Consider the following 22235-nt stretch of genomic DNA (forward strand, 5'->3'; position numbering starts at 1 on the left):
CCTTCTTTGCGTTTGCGCTCAAAGGGCCTGCCAGGCCGGTGCAATGGCTGTACCCCGTCCCTGGTGATAGCCGAGCTGGATATTGAGCATGCCGAGTGGCTCAACCAGCCGGGACGCCCCAAGCCCGCCAGTCGGCTCGGCCGAGAAACCGGAAATCTCGACCAACCGGGTGACCGAGGCCAGCGCCGCCTCATCGTCGCCGGCGAGAAACACCGGGGTAGCGGCCGTGTCGCTGGCCGGACGGTCGAACAGGCTGGCGAAGATGGTGTTGTAGGCTTTCACCACCCGCGCGCCCAACGCCAGGGCCTGTATCTCCTCGGCCGCAGAGGTGCTGTGGCCGATCAAGAGACCCGAAAAGTCTTCCTTGAGAGGGTTGGTCAGGTCAACGACCACCTTGCCATCGAGATTGGTACTGCGGACAAACTCAATTGCCGATGCATAGGGCAGGGCGAGCACCACGAGATCAGCGGCGGCCGCAGCATCCTGACGCGAGAGGACCTGCGGGACCTGCGAGAACCCGACCGCGAAACTTTGCCCGCTGTCGATATCGCGCGTACCGAGGAAAAGCGCGACCTTTCCATCCAAGCGACGCGCCAGGCCCTTGCCCATATTGCCCAAGCCGATGATTGCTATCTTGGTCATCTGAAGTCTCCAGAATTGTTGATGCCCCCTCTATGCCATCGTGCTAGAGCAAAGATAATTCATCGAATTGCAGTTTCTGACTTGCAGAAGAGTATCGAATGGCCGACCTGGAAGAACTCAGATCCTTCGCCATAGCCGCCCGCGCGGGCAGCTTCGCCAAAGCCGCGCGCCTGCTTAACATCTCTCCGGCCATGGTCGGACGACGCATCCAGACGCTCGAAGAGCGCTACCAGCTCCGATTGATCGAGCGGAATACGCGATCCCAGAGCCTGACCGAGGCCGGGCGCCAGTTTCTTGAACGCACCCAGACCATACTCGATGCGACCGAAGCCCTGGCCGAGTGCAGCCAACTGCAGGCGTTGAGCGGTCGCATCAGGCTGACAGCGCCCACGACCATCGGAGCGCGCTGGTTGCCCCGGATCATCTCAGGATTTCTGTTGGATCATCCCGATGTGGTTTTCGAGCTCAATGTCAGCGATCGCCGGGTCGATCTGGTGGGCGAAGGTTTTGACATGGCCCTCCGGGTCGGAGAACTGCCGGCTTCGTCGCTGATTGCCCGCTGCGTGGGACGCTATCACTTCGCATTATGCGCCAGCCCCGAATTTATCGAGCGGCACGGTGCACCTGTCCGGCCCCAGGACCTTGAAGACGCGCGGTGTATTCTGAACCTGATCATCGTACCCCGCGACCGCTGGACCTTTCATCGTCCGGGAGGGGAAACCGTCACTGTGGCCGTGGGAGGCGGCATCGAGGTCGACAATGGCGAAGCGCAGCGCAACCTGGCCCTGCACGGCGCTGGCATCGCCTATTTGCCGCTCAGCCTTGTGACGGACGACCTGCGCGCAGGCCATCTTGTGCGGCTATTGCGCGATTGGGAGTTGATGTCGCTGCCTGTCCACACCGTGTATCCCTCGCGCCGATTGGTGCCGCGACGGGTCGAGGCGTTCGCTGCCGCAGTCGCCGCAGCGGCAGCCCAAGTAGACTGAGCGCTCTTCAGGCCGCCAGATCGGCCACCACCGCGTCGAGCACCGGAAAGCCCTTTTCGGTCACGCGGATATTGCCATTGGGCAGGGTTTCGACAAAGCCATAGCCCTTGAGCGCGGCAATCTGGGCCTCGGAAATGCCGCGGCCGGAAATCGACATGAAGCGGGCGGGCGAAATGCCTTCCTTGAGGCGCAGGCCCATGACGAGGAACTCGTCGCCCTGCTCCTCCCAGGTCAGCACATCGTCCGTGGTCATGCCATGGCCGAATTCGTTGACCAGCTTGAGCCAGTCAAAGGGCAGCTTTTCGGTCGCCGTAGCATGGCGCTGGTGGTTGACCATCAGCCGGCCATGGGCCCCCGGCCCGATGCCGGCATATTCGCCATAGCGCCAATAGAGCATATTGTGCCGGCTTTCCTGGCCCGGCACGGCATGATTGGAAATTTCATAGGCAGGCATGCCAGCCTCTGCGGTCAACTCCTGCGTCAGTTCGTAAAAGTCGGCCGCCAGATCCTCGTCCGGCATTTTGAGCTTGCCGGCCTGATGCAGGTCGAAATAGCGCGTGCCCTGCTCGATGGTGAGCTGGTAGAGGCTGAGATGACCACGTGCCAGCCAGATGGCCTCCTTGAGCTCGTCTTCCCAGTCTTCCAGCGTCTGCTTGGGACGGGCATAGATGAGATCGAAACTAGAGCGCTCAAACACTGACTGGGCAATGCGTACGGCGGCAACGGCCTCTTCGACGGTGTGCCGGCGGCCCAATTCGGCCAGTGGGCCGGGACGCAGTGATTGCACGCCCAGCGAGACGCGGTTGATTCCGGCGGCACGAAAGCCCTTGAAGCGCTCGACCTCGACACTGGTCGGATTGGCCTCAAGCGTAATCTCGGCCTTGCTGTCGATCTGCCAGGCCCCGGCAATGGCGTCCAGCACGGCGCCAACGGCCTTGGGGCTCATCAATGATGGGGTGCCGCCACCAAAAAAGATCGACTGCACCAGCCGACCGGAGGACAGCGAGGCCATATGGGCGATCTCGCGCCGATAGCCCTCGACAAAGGCGTCTTCATCGAAGGGTCCGCGATGAACGTGGCTATTGAAGTCGCAATAGGGACATTTGGCCGCGCAGAAGGGCCAATGGACATAAACGCCAAAGAGGTCGTTGGCGCTAGCCATGGTCAATCTGGTTCTCCACAAATTGGGCAAAGGCGCGGGCACGGTGCGACAGGCCCTGTTCGCCCGGCGACCAGTTGTGCTTGGCCTCGGCCGCCATCTCGCCAAAGGTGATGTCGTATCCATCGGGCATGAACATGGGGTCGTAGCCATGCCCCTGATCGCCGCGCGGCGGCCAGACCAGCGTGCCCTCGCATTTGCCAACATAGAGCATGTCGCGCCCATCGGGGTGGGCCAGGCACAGCGTGGCATTGAACGAAGCGCCCCGCCGGCCGGGCGTATTGGCGCCTGCCGCCTGCAGCGCATCTTCCACCCGTTTCATGGCGTGGTTGAAATCGCGCGGCACCCCCGCCCAATCGGCGGTATAGACACCAGGATCTCCCCCCAGCGCGTCGACGCACAGACCCGAATCATCGCTCAGCGCCAACATGTTGGCGCCTTTGGCGGCAGCATGGGCTTTGGTGCGGGCGTTTTCGGCAAAGGTCGTGCCGGTTTCTTCGGGCTCGGGCAGGCCCAGTTCGCCCGCCGATACCAGTTTGAGGCCGAAGGGCTCGAACAGCTCACGAAATTCCCGCAGCTTGCCGGCATTATGCGTGGCGATGCAGAGGCGGTCGCCGGCATGGAGGCGGGGAATGGTGTTCACTTGCTCTGCTCCGGTTTGGCGCCAAGGGCGCGGGCAATGTCATTCCAGATCGCGCAGTCCGGGCGCGGTGCCTTTGGCGCGGCTTCAAGTCCCGGATCGGGCTTTCGCGACTCGGCCTGCTCGCGCCTGGAAAATGCCGCGCTCATGCGCCCAGCACCGATTTCTGCATGGCGCTCAATTCGCCAATGCCCTTTTCGGCCAGCGACATCAGGCTGTCGAGCTCGTCGCGGGAGAACGGCGCCCCTTCGGCCGTGCCCTGGATTTCCACGAACTTGCCAGCGCCGGTCATGACGAAATTGGCGTCGGTCTCGGCTTCCACATCCTCGAGATAGTCGAGATCGAGCACCGGGGTGCCGCGATAAATGCCGCAGGAAATCGCGGCGACACTGTCGATCAGCGCCTTGCCCTTGGTCAGCTTGCGCTCGTCCATCCAGGCAATGGCGTCGCAGAGCGCCACATAGGCGCCGGTGATCGAGGCCGTGCGGGTGCCGCCATCGGCTTCGAGCACATCGCAGTCGCAGGTGATCTGCACTTCGCCCAGTGCCTCAAGATCCACCACGGCGCGCAGACTGCGGCCGATCAGACGCTGGATTTCCTGGGTGCGGCCCGATTGCTTGCCGGCGGTGGCCTCGCGGCGGGTGCGCGAGCCGGTAGCGCGGGGCAACATGCCATATTCGGCGGTGACCCAGCCCTGGCCCTTGCCGCGCAACCAGCCCGGAACGCTGGTTTCGACCGATGCCGTGCACAGCACCTTGGTATTGCCGAACGCGACCAGGCACGAGCCCTCCGCCTTCATGGCCACATTGCGCTCAAGGGTTACTGCCCGCATATCGCTTGGCTGTCTGCCGGAAGGCCGCATCGTGATTCCAGTTTCTGTTGCAGTTAACCGCGTCTTAACCCTCAAGCGGTCCGCTCACAAGCGCCCGACGCTTGGCGGATGGGGAACAAGGGCCTAAATGAAGGGTCAGGGTTAAAGTCGACGAGTTTAATCAAACCATTATGACCAGACCGTCCGAAGACTTCCTCTCGGTACTCAATGCCCGCAGCCAGGACATTTTCCGGCGGCTGGTGGAACGCTATCTCGACACCGGCATGCCGGTGGGGTCCCGCGATCTGTCGCGCCTGCTGCAGGTCGAGCTCTCCCCCGCCTCGGTCCGCAATGTCATGGCGGACCTGGAGGATCTGGGACTGATTGCCGCGCCGCACACCTCGGCGGGCCGCGCCCCGACCCAGCAGGGGCTGCGGTTCTTTGTCGATTCCATGCTTGAGGTGGGTGCCGTCAACGAGGCCGAACGCAGCCAGATCGCCCGCCATATCGAGGGCACTGCCGGCAACGCCCAGGTCGAGGACGTGCTGACCGAAGCTTCGTCTCTGCTCTCGGGTCTCAGCCAGGGCGCCGGGGTGGTCATCGCCGCCAAAGCCGACATGGTCCTCAAGCACATCGAATTCGTGCGGCTCGACCCCACACGCGCCATGGCGATTCTGGTGGGTGATGACGGACAGGTGGAAAACCGCATTCTCGACCTGCCGCCCGGCTATACGGCCAGCGCCCTGCAGCAGGCAGGCAATTACCTCGCCAATTATGTCGTGGGGCGCACCCTGGCCGAGGCTCGCAAGGTGCTCAACGAGCGCCGGGCCGAGCAGCGGGCGGAACTGGATGAGCTGACGCAGAAACTGGTGGATGCCGGCATTGCGACGCTTGCTGAGCCGGGGGGCAGCAGCGCGCCCACGGTGATCGTGCGGGGCCGCGCCAATCTGATCAACGACACCATGGCCAGCGACGAACTGATGCGCATGCGCCAGCTTTTCGATGAGCTGGAAAGCAAGGACGGCCTGCTCGACCTGCTGGGCGATGCCGAACGCGCCCAGGGGGTGCGTATCTTTATCGGCTCGGAGAACAAGCTGTTTTCGCTCTCGGGCTCCTCGGTGATTCTCAGTCCCTATAAGGACGCCAATGACCGGATCGTGGGCGTGCTCGGGGTGATCGGGCCCACCAGGCTCAATTATGCCCGCATTGTGCCAGTGGTCGACTACACGGCCAATGTCATTTCCTCGCTGATGGCAAGGAAGCGCGGCAAATGAGCGGCTGACGCTTGAATTCATCCCGTCATTGGCCGATATGGCGGGCAAGAGTTTTTCATTGAATACGGAAGAAGACCGAATGAGCGACGAAAACGCCGCCCAGGGCGAAACGCCGGAAACCGAAAACCCGGAGACCGAAGCTGCGGAAGTCGATCCCGTCGAGGCGCTGAAGGCCGAAAACGCCGAGCTCAAGGATCGTGTGTTGCGCAGCCATGCCGAGATGGAAAATCTGCGCAAGCGCACCGAGCGTGACGTGGCCGATACCCGCACCTATGCCATTGCCGGTTTTGCCCGCGACATGCTGACCGCCACCGACGCGCTCAGCCGCGCCCTGGTGGTGATCCCGGCTGAAACCCGCGAAACCGCCGATGGGGCGCTCAAGAGCCTGATCGACGGCATCGAGCTGGCTGACCGCGAAATGCAGCGCCTCCTGGCCAAGCATGGCGTCAAGCCGATCGAGGCGGCGGGCCAGAAATTCGATCCGCACAGGCACCAGGCCATGTTTGAAGTGCCCAATGCCGAAGTGCCCGAAGGCACGGTGGTGCAGGTGGTGCAGGAAGGCTTTGCCATTGGCGATCGCGTGCTGCGCCCGGCCATGGTCGGTGTGGCCAAGGGCGGCGCTGCCGCTGCCCCGGCGCCCGAGGCCAATGGCGATGCCGAAGGCATCGACAAGAGCGCCTGAGGCGAACAGACTTGAAAATGGGAAAGGGCGCCGTTTGGCGCCCTTTCTTGTTGCACTGTGCACGATGTTCTCGCCCGCAGTGGCTTAGCCCTCAGCCGCCCAGCACCCCGTCCACATCCGATTTTGTTGGGATTGCCGGCTGCGCGCCCGGCTTGAGGCAGGCCAGGCTCCCGGCCACGGCCGCGCGGCGCAGGGCCGCCTCGAGCGAATGGCCGGCGTCGAGCCCGGCGGCCAGATAGCCGCAGAAGGTGTCGCCGGCACCCACCGTGTCGACCGGCTTGATCTTGTGTGCAGCAACCGAAATGGGCCCATCCGGCGTGCGGGCGCGGGCGCCCTCGGGGCCCAGGGTGACCACAATGGTGCGGCCGGTGCGGTTGACCCAGTCCTGCATGGCCATGTCCAGTTCCTCGATCGGCCGGCCGGTGAGCAGCGAAAATTCGGTTTCATTGGCCACCACGATATCGGCCAGGGGCGCCAGCTTCGCGGTATCGGGCAGGAAGGGCGCCGTGTTGAGGATCGAGCAGGCGCCCGCCTCGCGAGCCATTTCCAGCGCCTTGCGGGTCGCGCTCTGGGGCACTTCCTGCTGCACCAGCAGTGTGTCTGAACCGGAGAGAATGGCGAGACCACGCTCAGCGTCTTGGGCGCTGATGGTACCGTTGGCGCCGGGCAGGATGGCGATGACATTTTCGCCCGCCGCATCGACAAAAATCATGGCAATGCCGGTCGCGGCCTCGGCCTTGCGCAATTGGCTGAGGTCGACCCCGCCGTCGCGCAGCAGTTCGGTCGCCAGATCGGCGAAGGCGTCATCGCCCACTGCCGAGACATGCAGCACCTTTGCGCCCGCGCGCCGCGCCGCCAGCGCCTGATTGGCGCCCTTGCCGCCTGGTGCCATCGAGAATGTGCCACCAGCAACGGTCTCTCCCGGCTTGGGCAAACGGGAGACAGTGCCGATCTGGTCGAGATTGGTGGAGCCGAAAACGGTGATCATTCAGAGGATCTTTTCTATCGTGTTCCAGTTGCGCATGGTGTCGAGATTGGATTTGCCGACCCTGGCATAGAGCGGCTTGAGGACCTCTTCGACACGTTCGGTATAGCGCCCATTGGGCTGGCGGTAGGCCGCAATATAGATCTCGCGCGGATCGATGCGCAGGATTTCAGTGTTCCCCGGCAGACTGTCGAGCACGATACCCTCGGGCAGCGGCTGGTCGAACATCAGCACATGGCGGGTGAAATCGGCCTTGCGGTCCACCATGCCGAAGGGGTGATCGTCCAGCATGGCCTCGAGCTCGTCGCGGGCGCGCAGCACCACGCCGACCGGAAAACCGAACCGGTCCACGATGGCCTTTTCGAGTCTGGGCTTGATCGTGTCTTCCGCCCCGCTGGCACGGAGCCGGGCATTGCCACTGGCGGCAATGGTCTTGACCTCGGCAAAGCCGGCCGCTTCCAGACAGTCCTTCAGTTCGGCCATCTTCATGCGCCGATTGCCCAGATTGATACCGCGCAGGAAGGCGCCCCAGATCTGGTTCATCGTTTGGTCTTTTGCGGATAGATGGTTTCACCCCGAGCGAGCATGGCCACGTAGTCGGCGATGCGCTTTTTCCGGCCGGCCTCGGTCTTGAGCGAGATGGTGCGGAAGGTCAGGGCAAAGCGGTTCTGTGAGGACAGCCCGTCATAGGTCTTTTGCGCGGCCGGATCGGCGGAAATTGCGGTCAGAAGGTCGGCAGGCGGCTCCTGGGTGGTCTTGTAGGCGGCGTCCCAGCGGCCATCTGCCTTGGCCGCCCCCACGTGTTTGAGGCCATGTTCGGTCATCAGGCCCTGCTCGACAAGCCGGGCGACATTGTCGCGGTTGATCTGGCTCCAAACCGATCTGGAGCGTCGCGGGCAGTAGCGCTGCACGAAGCTTTCCGCGTCCCAGCTCTTCTTGATCGCGTCTATCCAGCCCCAGCATAGCACCGCATCGATGGCTTCCACCGCCGTGATGGTGGGCTTGCCCGAGGCCTTTTTGAAGATGCGGATCCAGATCTCGTCCGCCTGGTCGTGGTTCGCCGCCAGCCAGGCATAGAAGGCGTCGAAATCGACGAATTCGCGCAGCTTGTCCGTCGGAACGCTGACCGGTGCCATGGCCCTAGGCCGCAGGTGCCGGCTTGGGCGCCAACAGGCCCGAAAGCGCACTGTCGAGGCGCTCGTTCTGGGGCAGGGTAATGCCGAAATCGGTGGTCAGAACCTGCTTGATCTCATCAAGCGTCGACAATTCGCGATACGCGGCCTCCTCCCCAACGGGTTGGCGCGTGTATTTGGTATTGCGCAGCTTGAGACGCCTGCCGCTGGGCGTCAGGGCCACCCGCAGCTCATGGGTGAAGGGCGAGGCCGGGTCGGTGGCGGTCTGCTGGTTGATCGGGGCGATATCGTCTTCGCTGATCCGATCGAGGTTAAATACATAAACCGGGCGCCAGTCATCGGCGAGCTTCACTTCCAGCGTCCAGTCCGGATCGCCGCCGGTCAGGCGGAATGTTTCATGCGGCGTTGTCTGGGCGCTCTCGGCCCGCAGGCGCAGCGGAGTGGTGAGCGTCAGCCCGCCAAAGCCCACATCGGCAATGTGGTTTTGCCCATTGATTTCAACGAGTAAGAGCAAATGACTCGGTGGCAGGCGGGCGCCTTCCGGATTGGTCCAGACCACCCGCGCGAACAAAGGCCGCACGGTGTAATCGAGGTCCTGGAGTATGCGCATGAACAGCAAATTGTGCTCGAAGCAATAGCCGCCGCGCCGGTCGGTCAGCAGCTTCTTCTCAAGGCTCGCCTGATCCAGCCGGACAGGCTCTCCCAGCAGGGGCCCGAGATTCTCAAAGGGAATGGCTGCTGGGTGCAGCGCATGCAGCAGGTCCAGCGTGGAGAGTGTCGGCGCAATGGAGCCGGCAAACCCGATTCGCTCAAAATAGCCTTTGAGATTGACCTTTTCAGCCATTAGCCACCCATGCCGCTATTGAAACCGGGGCCCAATATGGTCACGCCGAACGCCTTTGTCACTGGCTGGCCAACAATTGGCCACACCCCGGAACGGCACTCAGGCCTGCGCCCTGCGGACGCGGATCACCACGTCGACATGGGACACTTCCATGCCATCGGGCGCCTTGGGCAGCGCCTTGAACTCGACGGACTCAGCCGGAATATCGATCATCCGCTGCTCGTCCTCGACATAGAAATGGTGATGGTCCGAGGTGTCGGTGTCGAAATAGGAGCGTGAGGCGTCGATCGCCACTTCGCGCAACAGACCTGCTTCGTGGAACTGGTGCAGCGTATTGTAGATGGTGGCCAGCGAAACGTTCACATCTGCCGAACTGGCCTCGCCATGCAATTGCTCGGCACTGACATGGCGATGCGGGCCGGCGAACAGCAGTTCGGCCAGCGCAACGCGCTGCCGTGTGGGCCTCAGCCCTGCCATTCGCAGGACGGCCGTAAGGCACGGCTTGCGGGAGGGAACGGGCCGGGCGGCGGTCTCGCGGTCGGGCATAGGGCCTTTAAGTCTCGTCATTTAGGTCCAGAATTGAACCCATCTTATAATGGCCACCGCCCGTTCATACAAGCACAGCGCCGGGTGGGCACCGGGATCACGCCTTTTGGCTGGCTTGACCCTTAACCGGCACCCCTATACGAGACGAGGCTTGAGCGAGAGCGAGGAGCTTCGATGGCTGAGCGGCAGCACGCATTCGACTACGAGGAATTGTTGGCTCATGGACGCGGCGAATTGCCGGGACAGGGCGATGCCCGCCTGCCGGCCCCGCCCATGCTGATGTTCGACCGGATCACCTCGATCACCGAGGATGGTGGCACTTTTGACAAGGGCCAGGTACGCGCCGAACTCGATGTGAATCCGGACCTCTGGTTCTTCAAATGCCATTTCATCGGCGATCCGGTGATGCCCGGCTGCCTCGGCCTGGACGCGGTCTGGCAGATGACCGGCTTCTTCCTGTCCTGGATCGGCCAGCCCGGCAAGGGCCGCGCGCTGGGCGGCGAAATCAAGTTCACCGGCCAGGTGACCGACGACGTCAAGCTGGTCGAATATGGCATCGATCTCAAGCGCGTCATGCGCTCGCGCCTGACGCTGGGCATTGCCGATGGCTGGGTCAAGGCTGACGGCAAAGTGATCTACGAAGCCAAGGATCTGCGCGTTGGTCTGTTTACCGAAGCCCAGCTCCACGAGCAGAAGACCGCCTGACGGCCTTAATCCAGGCCCGAAACAACTTATACTAAGTGCGACGCTGACCCCGATGCGAACGCACGAAACGACTGAAACGAGGACGAAATGAGACGAGTTGTCGTCACCGGCATGGGTATCATTTCTTCGATCGGCAACTCGCTCGACGAGGTGACGGAAAGCCTGCGCACCGCAAAGCCGGGAATCGTATTTGCAGAAGATTATGCCGAGCTTGGCTTCCGCAGCCAGGTCAAGGGCGATCCGCGCCTTGACCCATTCGAGCAGCTTGACCGCCGCGTCACCCGGTTCATGGGCAAGGGCGCGGCCTGGAACTATCTGGCCATGCAGCAGGCCATTGCCGATGCCGGCCTGGAAGAGAGCGATATTTCCAACCCCATGACCGGTATTGTCATGGGTTCGGGCGGCGCGTCGACCCGCACCATCGTGGAAGCCGCCGACATTACCCGCAAGAACAATTCCCCCAAGCGCATCGGGCCGCTGGCCGTGCCCAAGGCCATGGGCTCGACCGCCTCGGCAACGCTGGCCACGCCCTTTGGCATCAAGGGCATCAACTACACCATCACCGCCGCCTGCGCGACCTCCAAGCATTGCATTGGCAATGCCATGGAGCAGATCATGCTGGGCAAGCAGGACATCGTCTTTGCCGGCGGCCATGAGGATCTGGACTGGACCCTTTCGGACCTGTTCGACGCCATGGGCGCCATGAGTTCGGACTTCAATGACAACCCAGCCAAGGCCTCACGCGCCTATGACGCGGCCCGCGACGGCTTCGTGATTTCCGGCGGCGCCGGCGTACTGGTGCTGGAGGAATATGAACACGCCAAAGCGCGTGGTGCGAAAATCTGGGCTGAGCTGGTCGGCTATGGCGCCACTTCGGACGGGCTCGACATGGTCGCACCCTCGGGCGAAGGCGCCGAGCGCTGCATGCGCATGGCGTTGCAAAACATCAAGGCGCCCATCGACTATATCAATCCGCACGCCACCTCGACCCCGGTGGGCGATCTGCGCGAGATCGAAGCGCTGCGCGCGGTCTTTGGCAATGAGGACAAATGCCCGCCCATTTCAGCTACCAAGTCGCTGACCGGGCACAGCCAGGGCGCCACGGGCGTGCATGAATCGATCTATTCGATCCTGATGATGGCCAATCGTTTCATCGCCGAAAGCGCCAATATCGAAACCCTCGATCCGGCCTTTGAAGACATGCCGATCCTGCGGGCGCGTCGCGACGACATCGATCTGGGCTATGTGCTGTCCAATTCGTTCGGCTTTGGCGGGACGAATGCGGCACTGGTGTTCAAGCATCCGGATGCGTGACCTTATTCTTCTCCCCCTTGGGGAGAAGGTGGCGCGTAGCGCCGGATGAGGGGGTTCTTCCGACGCCTTCGAGATGTGGATACATCCCCCTCACCGACTCGGCTCCGCCGAGCCACCTCTCCCCGAGGGGGAGAGGAACGGGCCGCAGTGCGCAGGCTAGTATCCCAACTCCGAAAAGCTGGCCTCTCGCGCATCATAAACCAGCAGCCGCCCCACTAGCGGTGTTCCGACGCCTGTGGCCAGCTTGATGGCCTCCATGGCCATCAGCGTGCCGATGACGCCGGTCACCGGGCCAAGAATGCCATTGGCCTCGCAGGAGGGCAGGGCGTCGTCACTGGCAGCGTCGGGATAGAGCGCGGCATGGGCCGGGCCGCCCAGATGCGGCGCAAAGACTGTCAACTGGCCGGAAAACATCGAGACGGCGCCCGAGACCAGCGGTTTTTCGCGCCTTTCGCACGCCGCCGCGACAATCCGGCGCGTGACCAGATTATCGGTGCCGTCGAGGATGATGTCGGCATGGACGATCAGGTGATCTGCGTTGGCCTTAGTGATTGCCTCGGCGTGGAGGTCCAGCCCGACATGCGGATTGAGGGCGCCTGCAAAGGCCCCAGCGCTTGCCGCCTTGCCGGTGCCGATGGCGGCGGTCGTGTGGACCACCTGCCGTTGCAGATTGGAGAGCGAGACCGTGTCCGGGTCGACGATGGACAAGTGACCGACACCGGCCGCGGCCAGATAGGCGATGGCCGGACTGCCCAGCCCGCCGGCGCCCACCACCAGCACGCGCGCAGCTTTAAGCTTCTGCTGGGCCGCCCCACCAAACCCCTTGAGCACCAGATGGCGCGCATAGCGCCGCGTCTCCTCGGAGGTGAGCGGGGTGTCAAAGGCCAAGGGGAACCGCCAGGAAGCGCCGGTCCGGCCCTTCAAAGCCGCCCGGGTAGACCGAGATAATGGCCACGGCGTTGGAGAGCGTCGTGCCCTGGAACGGCATCACCACCGAATGGATGCGATAGTCGGTCGGGCAGCCGCGCGAGCGGGGCAGATTGCCGTCGCGATGGATCAGGCGGGTGGTGCCGCTATCGGCAATCGAGAGCTCATAGCCCTTGGGGGCCACGCCGAACCATTCTGCACAGGGGCTGGTGGCCGCTGTCTCGAAAGTGCCTAGCGTGAGTGTGTAGTCGCCCGATACCGCGCCCGGCCAATAGGCCGGCGCCCCGAAATTGAGGCTCGCCCCATCCGTGTCGGGCACGCCATCCCCGATCAGCGCGGCGATCTCCACCGGCACATCGATCGAAAAGCTCTCGATATGGCTGGTGGCCTTGTCGGCGACCGCCGCCCGGATGTCCTCAAGGCTGGTCTCTTCGCTTTCGGCCTGCAGCCGCACCGGCGTGCCCACGACCCAGCTATCGGTATCAAGATCCACGACATAGAGGTTGGAATAGGCAAAGCCCGATCCGTCCTGAATGCCGAATTCCTCAAAGGCGAAATAGCGGAAATCGGGCGAGAACCCGACATAGTCGATCAGGGCCCGATCACCGGCCAGGGCCGGTTGGCTGAAGCCCCAGAGGACCAGCGCGCTAGCGGCCAGTCGAGCCGTGGCCGCCAGTCCCGCGTTCGGTTGCATCGAGTTCATCCACTTCCACCAGTTCCACGGCGCTGACCTGCGCCACCACCATCTGCGCCACGCGCTCGCCACGGCTGAGCGCAAAGGGCAGTTTGCCATGGTTGATCAACATGATTTTGACTTCACCGCGATAATCCGCGTCAACGGTGCCAGGCGAGTTGAGTACTGTGACGCCGTGCTTGGCGGCCAGGCCCGAGCGGGGCCGGATCTGCGCCTCATAGCCCTCGGGCAGGGCAATGCTGAGCCCGGTGGGCACCAAGGCATAGTCGCCCGGCGCGATGGTCAGGGTCTCCCCGGCTTCGATGGCGGCGCACAGGTCAAGCCCAGCCGCACCGGCAGTCTGCTGGCGCGGCAGGGGCAGGCCCGCGCCATGCGCGAGCCATTTCACATTGATCCGGACTGTCATGGTGCCCGCACCACGGCAAACAATTCATCGGGCAAGCCGGCATCGCCATTGATCAAGGCGAGCATGTCGATCACCTGTTCGGCGCGGGTCCTGTCGGCCGAGATGGTCATGTTGGTTTCGATGATTTCGGCGCCGGAAATGCCGATGGTCATGGTGCGGCCTTCAAAGAAGGCCTCGACCATCTGGCGGGTCTGCTCGTCCATGTCGTCTTCGGCACCCAGTTCGGCCTGCATGTCCGCCGTGGGCAGAGCCACGCGAACCAGACCCGGACCGGCTTGGGTGAAGCTCATGCCGCCTTCATCCTGCCCCAGATCGAGATCGGCGAAATTGCCCTCCTCAATGATGATGCAGGTGGCGCTGCCATCGCCATTCTCGGTCAGTTCACCCTCGGTGCAGAAACTGTCGTCCTGCTCCTGGCCGCTTTCGGCGCTCATCTTGACCATGGAGTAGATGTCGGCACTCATGACCTGGGTCATGGTCGCCTGGGCCGTGCTGGGGCTGGTGATGGCCACATCGATATTGACGTCGATGCAACCGGCCAGTCCCGCTGCCAGCAAAGCGGCCGCAGCCAGCTTGCCGAAAAGTTTGACGCTCATAAAGCTTCTCCCGTGCTTGACGGCGGCCGCCGCCGGTGAACGCAATCTATGTGCCGAGCCGCGCCATGAACAGATCATCGCGCCGCCTTCTGGGGTCAGCTTCCAACCAGCACGCGCCAGATCAGGGCCAGGATCAGCCCCAATGCGGCGAACAAGACGACCAGCACCGTATTGCGCATCAGCCTGTCGCGCGGGCGGTTGACCATGGCACGGTGCTCGGCCAGCGCCAGCTCGGCCTGGGCGATCAGCGCCGGCACCCGTCCGGCCGCCTCGCCAATCCGGCTCAGATGCCCGGCCAGATCCTCGATCCGGCCTAGCGGGCCCTCCTCGCGCCGCAGCCATTCCCCGACCACAGGCTCGGCCACCGTCCAGATGTCGAGATCCGGGTCGAGCGTGCGCGCCACGCCCTCCACCAGCACCATCGACTTTTGCAGCAGCACCAGCTCGGGCCGGGTCTGCATGTCGAACAGATCGGTGATGGTGAAGAGCTGGCCCAGCACCTTGGCCATGGAAATGTCGGCGGCCGTGCGCCCATGCAGCGGCTCGCCAATCGAGCGGATGGCCAGGGCAAAATCCTCGACCGACTGGGTCTTGGGCACATAGCCCACATCGAAATGGCGCTGCGCCACCAGACGATAATTGCGGGTGATGAAACCGTAGAGAATATCGGCGAGAAACCGGCGCTCATCCTTGCCGATCCGGCCCATTATGCCGAAGTCGACCGCGATCACATCGCCGGTTCTGGGGTCGGCAAACAGATTGCCCGGATGCATATCGGCATGAAAATAGCCGTCGCGAATGGCATGGCGCAGAAAGCTCTGCAACAATTTGGCGGCCAGCGCCTTGCGGTCGATCCCGGCCTTGTCGATCGCGGCATGGTCGCGGATGGGAATGCCATGCATCCAGCTTGTGGTCAGTACGTTCTGCGCCACCTGGTCCCAGTGCACTTGCGGAATGACAAAGCCCTCGTCATTCCGGATATTCTCGGCCATTTCGGAGATGGCGGCGGCTTCGAGCCGCAGATCCAGTTCGAGCCGCATGGAATGATCAAGCGTGCGCACCACCTCGGTGGGCCTGAGACGCCGGCTGGCAGGTGACAGGGTCTCGGCCAGTCTGGCACCGGCATAGAGGCTGTCGGTATCGGCATGAAAGCGCTCGGCAATGCCCGGGCGCAGCATTTTCACCGCCACCAGCTTGGGGACTTCGCCCGGTGCGCGCAGCCGCGCCTTGTGCACCTGGGCAATGGAGGCGGCAGCAATGGGCTCGCTGATTTCGGTCAGCTGCGCGGCCTTGTCACCCAGGGCGGTCTTAAGAATGCCCGGCACCAGCTTGGGGTCGAAGGGTGGCATCTTGTCCTGCAGGCCGGAAAGATCGGCTGCGGCCTGAATCCCGACAATGTCGGGCCGAGTGGCCAGGGTCTGGCCGAATTTCACATAGGATGGCCCGAGCTTGTGCAGTGCGGCGTTGAGGCGCTCGATGCTGCCGGTCTTGCGCACGGCGCGGCGCTCCAGGAGGCGCGCCATGGATATGCCGGCCTTCATCATGGGGGGCAGTGCCTGGGCGGGCAGCACGGAAAACGCGCCCTCGCGCGCCAGCACCCAGCCGGCATGGAACAGGCGGAAGGTCGAGGCGATGGACATGCGCTAGAGTTTCCAGCCCGAAAACAATGTCGCGATATTGCCGGTAAAACTCTGATGCTTGACGCGCCTGAACCCCGCCTGCCCCAGCATGGCCGAAAACTCGGCCGGGTCCGGGAATTTACGGATCGATTCGATGAAGTACTGGTAGGGCTGCGCGTCGCCGGTCACGACCCGGCCCATGGGCGGGATGAGCTGGTCGGAATAGAGACTGTAGACGGCGTCGAACCCCGGCACGTCGACCTGGGAAAATTCGAGCACCAGAATGCGGCCGCCGCGCTTGAGCACCCGATGGGCCTCATCCAGCGCCTTCTGGATGCGCGGCACATTGCGAATGCCAAAAGCAATCGTATAGGCGTCAAAGCTGTTGCTCTCGAAGGGCAGCTCTTCGGCGTTGGCTTCCTGAAACCGGACCTGGCCCGGATAGCGCCAGCCCTTGGCTCGCTCCGCCCCCACACGCAGCATGTCTGCATTGATGTCGGAAACGATAACGTCTGCATAGCCGAGTGAGGCATTGACGATACGCTCGCCGATATCTCCGGTGCCCCCGGCCATGTCGAGCACCTTATAGGGACGCGATCCGGCCTTGGGAGGCGCCAGCTCTGCAACCATTGCGTCCTTCCAGAGCCGGTGCACGCCCATGCTCATCAAATCGTTCATCAGGTCGTAGCGATCGGCGACATCGTGGAACACCTTGTCCACCAGCCCCTGCTTGTCCTCCAGGGCGACGGTCTGTTCGCCGAAATGGGTCGTCTCGCGGGTCTCGGTCATGGCAAGGGCCTTTTTCAACCGGCATTGGGGTCGATAGATTGTGTATCGTCCCTATACATAAGCCTTTATGGCTTGCCCATGCCACAAAGCCGCGCAGGGTGAAGGAGTTGTCACATGCCCGAACTGCCCGAGGTCGAAACCGTGCGCCGGGGTCTGGCGCCCTGGCTTGAGGGTGCGACCATCGAGAGCGTGACGCTCAACCGGCCCAATCTGCGCTTTCCCTTTCCGAACGGATTAAAGGGCGCGCTGGAGGGCCAGGAGGTCACCCATGTCGGGCGGCGGGCCAAATATCTGCTGCTCGGGCTCTCGGGTGGTGCGACCCTGCTCAGCCATCTGGGTATGACCGGCTCCTGGCGCTTTGCCGAGCATCCCATCGACAAGCCGCCACGATATTATGAGCCTGGCATCGAACCGAAGCACGACCATATGATCTGGACGCTCGACCATCCAGACCACGGACGCAGCCACCTGATCTATGCCGATCCGCGGCGTTTCGGCTTCATCGACCTCTATGCCGACCTCGCAGCCAGTCCCTATCTGCAGGGGCTGGGGCCTGAACCGCTGGGCAATGAATTCTCCGCGGCACAACTGGCCGCTGCCTTTGCCGGCAAGAAGACGCCGGTCAAGGCGGCCCTGCTCGACCAAAGGGTAGTGGCCGGACTGGGCAATATCTACGTGGCCGAGGCGCTGCACCGCGCCCATATTCTGCCCACCGTGCTGGCGGGGAGCCTGGTGACCAAGACTGGAAGGCCCAAAAAAGCGTTGGAAGACCTGGCCTTTGCCGTGCGAGAAGTGCTCACTGCCGCCATTGAGGTGGGCGGTTCCACCATTCGCGATTTCCGAAGCGTGGAAGGGGCGGGCTACTTCCAGCACAATTTTGCCGTCTATGACCGGGAGGGGGACCCCTGCCCGACCCCAATGTGCAAGGGTATTGTCCAGCGCATCGTGCAATCGGGTCGCTCGACCTTCTATTGTCCGAAATGCCAGAAGGCGCCTTGAGGGCACCGCCGGGCGCCTGAATCCAGTTGACGCCCTCCGGCCTATGTCCTATAGACCCCCCGACTTGGCGGCAGCGTGCCGCCGCTTTCATTTCATCCCGGAAGGTTGGGGCGCCCTTTAGGCGCACAGTCTGCCGGTTGGACGACCCAAGAGGACCACCATGGCCAATACGCCGTCAGCCAAGAAGGCGACCCGCAAGATTGCTGCCCGCACCGCGATCAACAAGTCGCGTCGGAGCCGCGTGCGTACGTTCATTCGCAAGGTCGAGGAAGCGATCACCGCTGGCGATCATGCAACTGCCTTCGCTGCGCTCAAGGCTGCCGAGCCCGAGATCCACCGCGCTGCCGGCAAGGGCATTGTCCATGCCAATCTGGCGGCCCGCAAGGTCTCCCGCCTCAATAGCCGCGTTAAGGCCCTCTCCGCCTAATTCGCGGTCGGTCAAGGCGCTTCTTGGCAAGCGACCGATGCGCTACAATCCGGGCTCCGCAAGGAGCCCTTTTTGTTGTATGGTAGCCAGGCAGGTTTTTTCGCCATTGTTTTGTCACATGACTAAATGGTGACACTCTCTCTTGCGGTAGAACGAAGCGTGAAGGGGTGTTTTTTCCTAGCGTTGTCAGTGGGTTCGCTCATCTGTCAGGTCATGGTTGGCGTTGCGGCCGAGGGCAGAAAATAGGTGCGGTGAAAAATTATTTTACCATGTCGAAAGCCGCTAAGTGTTCGAATCTGCCTTGAGTCACAGGCCCTTGCCGGAGGTCACTTTTTGACCCCGGTGGGCGCTAAAAATACAGCCTCAGAGTCAAGCCCCTTTTTCAATGATTCACGTGTTGCGGGTCCCATTTCGTGCCTCTAATGTACATCTGCCGACGGGGAAAAAGAGGGGTGGAACGACCCTCCTGACCCATCGGTCGTCTCCCGCCAGGGGGTCGGATTTGGGGCAGTGCCGGCAGCGATGCCGGTCATTTCAGCCAGTGATTTTTGTGTCGGCCGCAATTGCTGTGGTCCGTCGAATTTGAGTTGGCAGCGTTCATTCGACCACAGGCCGGGCAGGCCGGGTTCTAGTGAAAGGTCAAGTTGCAAACGGCGGCTTCAAGCCGCCGGACAATAATGTTGTGCCCGCATGAGCGGGCGCAGGGGCGAAGCTGTGTCCTGTTGCAGGCCGTTACGAGGCGGGCGGACACATCAAACAGATCAGGGGCATTTCCGGGGCTTTGCGGACCGGAGAGGCGGCAAAACAGAATGGGGCAAGACAAGATGATGCGACAGGCGACTGCGGGAAGAGACGATTGGGCTGCGGCCGACTCCTCTTCTCCTTCCAATACCAGCAAAGGCGGTACTCCTGTCATGGCCATGTCCGACGTTTCCTCCCAGGACCAGCGCGAACTCTGGACCCGTGTGCGGGCCCGACTGAAAGCGAGCGTGGGTGAAGACGTCTTTGCCTCCTGGTTTGCGCGCCTTGAGCTTGAGGAGCTGGTGGACGATCTGGTGCATTTGAGCGCGCCGACGCGGTTCCTCTGTTCCTGGGTGCAGTCCAACTATGCCGATCGCATTGTAGAAGCGTTCCGCAACGATGTTCCGGAGGCGGCGCGCCTGCAGGTGACCATGCGGGTCAATGGCCAGGCCCGTCCCCGCCTTGCCCCGGTCGCCGAAGTCGTCCCCGAAGCGCCCGCGACCCACCAGCAGTCCGCGCCTGTCGCCGCGGCGCCCGCCACCCCGCGTCTGGTGCGCGACAATGCCAAGTCCGGCGACGCCCTTTCGGGCAGCGCCATCGACCCACGCATGACCTTTGAAAGTTTCGTGGCCGGGTCGGCCAATGAGATGGCGCTGGGCGTTGCCAAGCAGATCGCCAATGCCGCCATCAACAATGCCGTGACCTTCAATCCGGTCTATATTCATTCCACCGTGGGCCTGGGCAAGTCGCACTTGCTCAATGCTATTGCCCATGCCGTCGGCCAGGCCGACCCGTCCAAGAATATCGTCTATCTGACCGCCGACCACTTCATGTACCATTTCATCACCGCCGTGCAACGCCAGAGCGCGCTCGGCTTCAAGGAATGGCTGCGCCGGGTCGACCTGCTGCTGATCGACGACATGCAGTTCCTGCAGGGCAAGTCGGCGACCGAATTCGGCCACACGCTGGGCGCCCTGCTGACCGGCGCCAAGCAGGTGGTCGTTGCGGGCGATGCGCCGCCGCGCGATCTCGAAATGCTCGACGAACGCGTCCGCTCGCGCCTCTCCGGCGGGCTGGTCGTGCCGATCTCGACCTTCGATCATGAATTGCGCCGCGACATCGTCCAGCGCCGGGCCGACCAGGTCAATTCCCGTTTCGGCATGCAGTTCCCGGTTGCCGTGATCGACTATATCGCCCGCGCCGTGGTCAGCCATGGCCGCGATCTCGACGGTGCCGTCAACCGGCTCGTCGCTGCCAACCAGCTCACCGGCGAACTGATCACCGTGCCGCTGGCCGAAAAGACCCTGGCCGACCTGATCCGCGCCCGCGACGCCAAGCGCGTCCGCATCGAGGATATTCTCAAGATCGTCTCGCGCCACTACAAGGTGCCGCGCAACGAATTGCTCTCGGCCCGCCGTTCGCGCGACGTGGTACGCCCGCGCCAGATCGCCATGTATCTGGCCAAGGCCCTGACCAGCCGCTCCCTGCCCGAGATCGGGCGGCGCTTCGGTGGTCGTGACCACACCACGGTGCTCCACTCGGTGCGCAAGGTCGAGCAGATGATCAAGGACGATCTGGAGCTGGGCCAGGAAATCGAACTGCTCAAGCGCATGCTTGAGGAATAGCCTTTATCCCGCCGGATTGGCCGGGCAAGGATCGGATATGGTTCAAATCCTTGCCCGCCTGTTTGCTCTCTCCATTTTCGCCCTGTCCCCGGTCCTGGCCCAGGATGAATTGCCGGTCCTGACGCCCGAAGAGCGGGCCGCGCAGAACCTGGAAATCGCCACCTCGGTTCAGGACCAGCTTCTGGCCTGCTGGGCCCTGCCGGCAGGCTATGAAGATCGCTCCATTTCCATCCGTCTGGCCTTTCTGGGCGATGGTACGCTGGACGGTGACCCCTATATCGTGCCCGAAAGCGTGCGGACTGCGGGGCAGTATCCGGAATTGATGCGTTCGATTGCGGCTGCGATTGCCACCTGCCTGCCTTTTGACGGCTTGGTGGGGCTGGGGGCCGGGCCGGGCGAGAGGTTCGACATCACCGTGCATTTCAGTTCCTGAAGTCCACAGCTAGGATGCGGCCAAAAGCCCCCACGGCCTTGCCAATTTCCTATGAAACTGTAAACGTCCCAACCCCGGCTCGCGCCGGGTTTGGCTGTCGCGTATGTCCGGGAAGAAGAACTCCATGAAAGTCACGCTCGAACGCAATCATCTGCTCAAGTCGCTGAGCCATGTGCATCGGGTGGTCGAGCGCCGCAACACCTATCCGATCCTGGCCAATGTGCTGTTCAAGGCATCGGACGATCGGATCGAATTGCGCGCCACCGATCTTGATATCGAAGTGACGGAAAGCGTGCCGGCCATGGTCTCGACCCCCGGCACCACCACCGTGCCGGCCCATACACTTTACGAGATTGTCCGCAAGCTTTCCGATGGCGCCGAAGTGCGGCTCGAAACCGATGGCGGCGAGAACATGGTTCTCACCTCCGGCCGCTCGCGCTTTAACCTCGCCTGCCTCTCGCCCGACAGCTTCCCCGATCTCAAATCAGGCGCTTTCGCGCATGAATTCGATATTGCAGCGGCCTCCCTGCGCGAGCTGATCGAGCGGACCCAGTTCGCCATCTCCAATGAAGAGACGCGCTATTATCTCAACGGCATCTATTTCCATGCCGTGGACAATTCTGCCGCCGGTTCGCTGTTCCGCGCCGTGGCCACCGACGGACACCGCATGGCCCGTGCCGAAATGGCTGCCCCCAGCGGCGCCGAAGGCATGAGCGGCATCATCGTGCCCAAAAAGACCGTGGGCGAGGTACAAAAGCTGCTCGATGGCGTCGATGGCGACGTGCATGTCGAGGTTTCCGACACCAAGATCCGCTTTACCGTCGGTCCCGTGGTGCTGCTCTCCAAGCTCATCGAAGGCACCTTCCCCGATTATGACCGGGTGACGCCCAAGAACAATGACAAGCAGATGCTGGTCGACAAATCCGGCTTTGCCATTGCCGTGGATCGCGTTTCGACCATCGCCTCGGATCGGGGCGGCAAGGCGGTCAAGCTTTCGGCCAAGGATGGCCTGCTCGAATTGTCCGTCACCAATCCCGATCACGGCACGGCCAGCGAGGAAGTGGCGGTGGACTTCGATACCGACGGTTTCGAGATCGGCTTCAACGCGCGCTATCTGCTCGACATCATCCAGCAGATCCGCTCCGAGAGCGCCGTCTTCCTGTTCAACGATGCCAATTCCCCGACCCTGGTGAAGGAAGAAGGCGAATCCAGCGCGCTCTATGTGCTGATGCCGATGCGTGTCTAAGCTGGTTCAGCG

26 protein-coding genes are annotated in these 22235 nt (G+C 62.8%); 10 read left to right on the forward strand and 16 right to left on the reverse strand.

Annotation, left to right across the window (positions count from 1 at the left end):
- Positions 1-18: 18 nt before the first annotated feature.
- On the reverse strand, positions 19-642 hold the full coding sequence (locus tag GO014_RS08210) for an NADPH-dependent F420 reductase (RefSeq protein WP_157289930.1): 624 nt from the start codon (positions 640-642) through the stop codon (positions 19-21).
- Positions 643-740: 98 nt separating this feature from the next.
- Between GO014_RS08210 and GO014_RS08215 the strand changes: the two genes are divergently transcribed.
- The gene (locus tag GO014_RS08215) at positions 741-1628 is read left to right on the forward strand and encodes a LysR family transcriptional regulator (protein ID WP_157289931.1); all 888 of its coding nucleotides are present in this window, start codon (positions 741-743) and stop codon (positions 1626-1628) included.
- A 7-nt stretch (positions 1629-1635) separates the two neighbouring features.
- Here GO014_RS08215 and hemW read toward each other — a convergent pair whose 3' ends face one another.
- From hemW to rph, 4 genes are read right to left on the reverse strand one after another with little or no spacing between them, the layout of a single operon-like run.
- Positions 1636-2790, reverse strand: coding sequence for a radical SAM family heme chaperone HemW (gene hemW, locus GO014_RS08220; RefSeq protein ID WP_157290351.1), 1155 nt, complete (start codon positions 2788-2790; stop codon positions 1636-1638).
- Positions 2783-3430: a non-canonical purine NTP pyrophosphatase gene (locus tag GO014_RS08225; RefSeq protein ID WP_343030862.1), complete on the reverse strand. Its 648-nt coding sequence runs from the start codon at positions 3428-3430 to the stop codon at positions 2783-2785. Before GO014_RS08225 ends, hemW begins: the two co-directional genes overlap by 8 nt.
- A complete protein-coding gene (locus GO014_RS08230; protein ID WP_157289932.1) occupies positions 3427-3576 on the reverse strand; it encodes a hypothetical protein in 150 nt (49 codons plus the stop codon). The genes GO014_RS08225 and GO014_RS08230 overlap by 4 nt, the downstream gene beginning before the upstream one ends.
- A complete protein-coding gene (rph, locus tag GO014_RS08235) occupies positions 3573-4289 on the reverse strand; it encodes a ribonuclease PH (RefSeq protein ID WP_116587802.1) in 717 nt (238 codons plus the stop codon). Before rph ends, GO014_RS08230 begins: the two co-directional genes overlap by 4 nt.
- Positions 4290-4429: 140 nt before the next feature.
- Between rph and hrcA the strand changes: the two genes are divergently transcribed.
- Together hrcA and grpE are read left to right on the forward strand one after the other, a co-directional pair.
- Positions 4430-5512, forward strand: a complete 1083-nt coding sequence (gene hrcA / locus GO014_RS08240; protein WP_116587803.1) for a heat-inducible transcriptional repressor HrcA — start codon at positions 4430-4432, stop codon at positions 5510-5512.
- A gap of 37 nt (positions 5513-5549) precedes the next feature.
- Positions 5550-6194 (forward strand): nucleotide exchange factor GrpE, encoded by a 645-nt coding sequence (gene grpE / locus GO014_RS08245; protein WP_281351190.1) that lies wholly within the window; start codon positions 5550-5552, stop codon positions 6192-6194.
- Between the two features lie 91 nt (positions 6195-6285).
- Here the strand turns inward: grpE and GO014_RS08250 are convergent, their stop codons facing one another.
- The 5 genes from GO014_RS08250 to irrA form a co-directional block, all read right to left on the reverse strand.
- On the reverse strand, positions 6286-7182 hold the full coding sequence (locus GO014_RS08250) for a ribokinase (RefSeq protein ID WP_157289933.1): 897 nt from the start codon (positions 7180-7182) through the stop codon (positions 6286-6288).
- On the reverse strand, positions 7183-7722 hold the full coding sequence (locus tag GO014_RS08255; RefSeq protein ID WP_157289934.1) for a DUF1697 domain-containing protein: 540 nt from the start codon (positions 7720-7722) through the stop codon (positions 7183-7185). It lies immediately after the preceding gene.
- The gene (locus tag GO014_RS08260) at positions 7719-8315 is read right to left on the reverse strand and encodes a YdeI/OmpD-associated family protein (protein ID WP_157289935.1); all 597 of its coding nucleotides are present in this window, start codon (positions 8313-8315) and stop codon (positions 7719-7721) included. The genes GO014_RS08255 and GO014_RS08260 overlap by 4 nt, the downstream gene beginning before the upstream one ends.
- A gap of 4 nt (positions 8316-8319) precedes the next feature.
- Positions 8320-9156, reverse strand: coding sequence for an arylamine N-acetyltransferase family protein (locus GO014_RS08265; protein ID WP_157289936.1), 837 nt, complete (start codon positions 9154-9156; stop codon positions 8320-8322).
- A 99-nt stretch (positions 9157-9255) separates the two neighbouring features.
- A complete protein-coding gene (irrA, locus tag GO014_RS08270) occupies positions 9256-9702 on the reverse strand; it encodes an iron response transcriptional regulator IrrA (protein ID WP_116587808.1) in 447 nt (148 codons plus the stop codon).
- Positions 9703-9876: 174 nt separating this feature from the next.
- On the opposite strand from irrA, the gene fabA reads away from it, so the two are divergent.
- Positions 9877-10407, forward strand: coding sequence for a 3-hydroxyacyl-[acyl-carrier-protein] dehydratase FabA (gene fabA / locus GO014_RS08275; RefSeq protein ID WP_116587809.1), 531 nt, complete (start codon positions 9877-9879; stop codon positions 10405-10407).
- 87 nt (positions 10408-10494) lie between these two features.
- The gene (fabB, locus tag GO014_RS08280; RefSeq protein ID WP_157289937.1) at positions 10495-11721 is read left to right on the forward strand and encodes a beta-ketoacyl-ACP synthase I; all 1227 of its coding nucleotides are present in this window, start codon (positions 10495-10497) and stop codon (positions 11719-11721) included.
- Between the two features lie 156 nt (positions 11722-11877).
- Here the strand turns inward: fabB and GO014_RS08285 are convergent, their stop codons facing one another.
- The 6 genes from GO014_RS08285 to ubiE all read right to left on the reverse strand — a co-directional run bounded on the left by GO014_RS08285 (position 11878) and on the right by ubiE (position 16752).
- Entirely contained in the window at positions 11878-12609 is a 732-nt protein-coding gene (locus GO014_RS08285) for a HesA/MoeB/ThiF family protein (protein ID WP_157289938.1), read from the reverse strand.
- On the reverse strand, positions 12599-13342 hold the full coding sequence (locus tag GO014_RS08290; protein ID WP_157289939.1) for a DUF2259 domain-containing protein: 744 nt from the start codon (positions 13340-13342) through the stop codon (positions 12599-12601). The genes GO014_RS08285 and GO014_RS08290 overlap by 11 nt, the downstream gene beginning before the upstream one ends.
- Entirely contained in the window at positions 13296-13748 is a 453-nt protein-coding gene (gene dut, locus GO014_RS08295; RefSeq protein ID WP_116587813.1) for a dUTP diphosphatase, read from the reverse strand. The genes GO014_RS08290 and dut overlap by 47 nt, the downstream gene beginning before the upstream one ends.
- Positions 13745-14344, reverse strand: a complete 600-nt coding sequence (locus GO014_RS08300; protein WP_157289940.1) for a hypothetical protein — start codon at positions 14342-14344, stop codon at positions 13745-13747. Before GO014_RS08300 ends, dut begins: the two co-directional genes overlap by 4 nt.
- A 95-nt stretch (positions 14345-14439) precedes the next feature.
- On the reverse strand, positions 14440-15984 hold the full coding sequence (gene ubiB / locus GO014_RS08305; RefSeq protein ID WP_157289941.1) for a 2-polyprenylphenol 6-hydroxylase: 1545 nt from the start codon (positions 15982-15984) through the stop codon (positions 14440-14442).
- 3 nt (positions 15985-15987) lie between these two features.
- Entirely contained in the window at positions 15988-16752 is a 765-nt protein-coding gene (gene ubiE, locus GO014_RS08310; protein WP_157289942.1) for a bifunctional demethylmenaquinone methyltransferase/2-methoxy-6-polyprenyl-1,4-benzoquinol methylase UbiE, read from the reverse strand.
- Between the two features lie 114 nt (positions 16753-16866).
- Between ubiE and mutM the strand changes: the two genes are divergently transcribed.
- From mutM to dnaN, 5 genes are all read left to right on the forward strand, one after another.
- Positions 16867-17751: a bifunctional DNA-formamidopyrimidine glycosylase/DNA-(apurinic or apyrimidinic site) lyase gene (gene mutM, locus GO014_RS08315; RefSeq protein WP_157289943.1), complete on the forward strand. Its 885-nt coding sequence runs from the start codon at positions 16867-16869 to the stop codon at positions 17749-17751.
- Positions 17752-17911: 160 nt separating this feature from the next.
- On the forward strand, positions 17912-18178 hold the full coding sequence (gene rpsT, locus GO014_RS08320; RefSeq protein WP_116587817.1) for a 30S ribosomal protein S20: 267 nt from the start codon (positions 17912-17914) through the stop codon (positions 18176-18178).
- A gap of 914 nt (positions 18179-19092) precedes the next feature.
- The gene (gene dnaA, locus GO014_RS08325) at positions 19093-20544 is read left to right on the forward strand and encodes a chromosomal replication initiator protein DnaA (protein ID WP_157289944.1); all 1452 of its coding nucleotides are present in this window, start codon (positions 19093-19095) and stop codon (positions 20542-20544) included.
- Positions 20545-20581: 37 nt separating this feature from the next.
- A complete protein-coding gene (locus GO014_RS08330; protein ID WP_157289945.1) occupies positions 20582-20977 on the forward strand; it encodes a hypothetical protein in 396 nt (131 codons plus the stop codon).
- Between the two features lie 124 nt (positions 20978-21101).
- Positions 21102-22223 (forward strand): DNA polymerase III subunit beta, encoded by a 1122-nt coding sequence (gene dnaN / locus GO014_RS08335; protein ID WP_116587820.1) that lies wholly within the window; start codon positions 21102-21104, stop codon positions 22221-22223.
- The last annotated feature ends 12 nt before the right edge of the window (positions 22224-22235 follow it).

The sequence above is a fragment of the Devosia marina genome, assembly GCF_009758415.1.
Classification (GTDB): domain Bacteria; phylum Pseudomonadota; class Alphaproteobacteria; order Rhizobiales; family Devosiaceae; genus Devosia; species Devosia marina.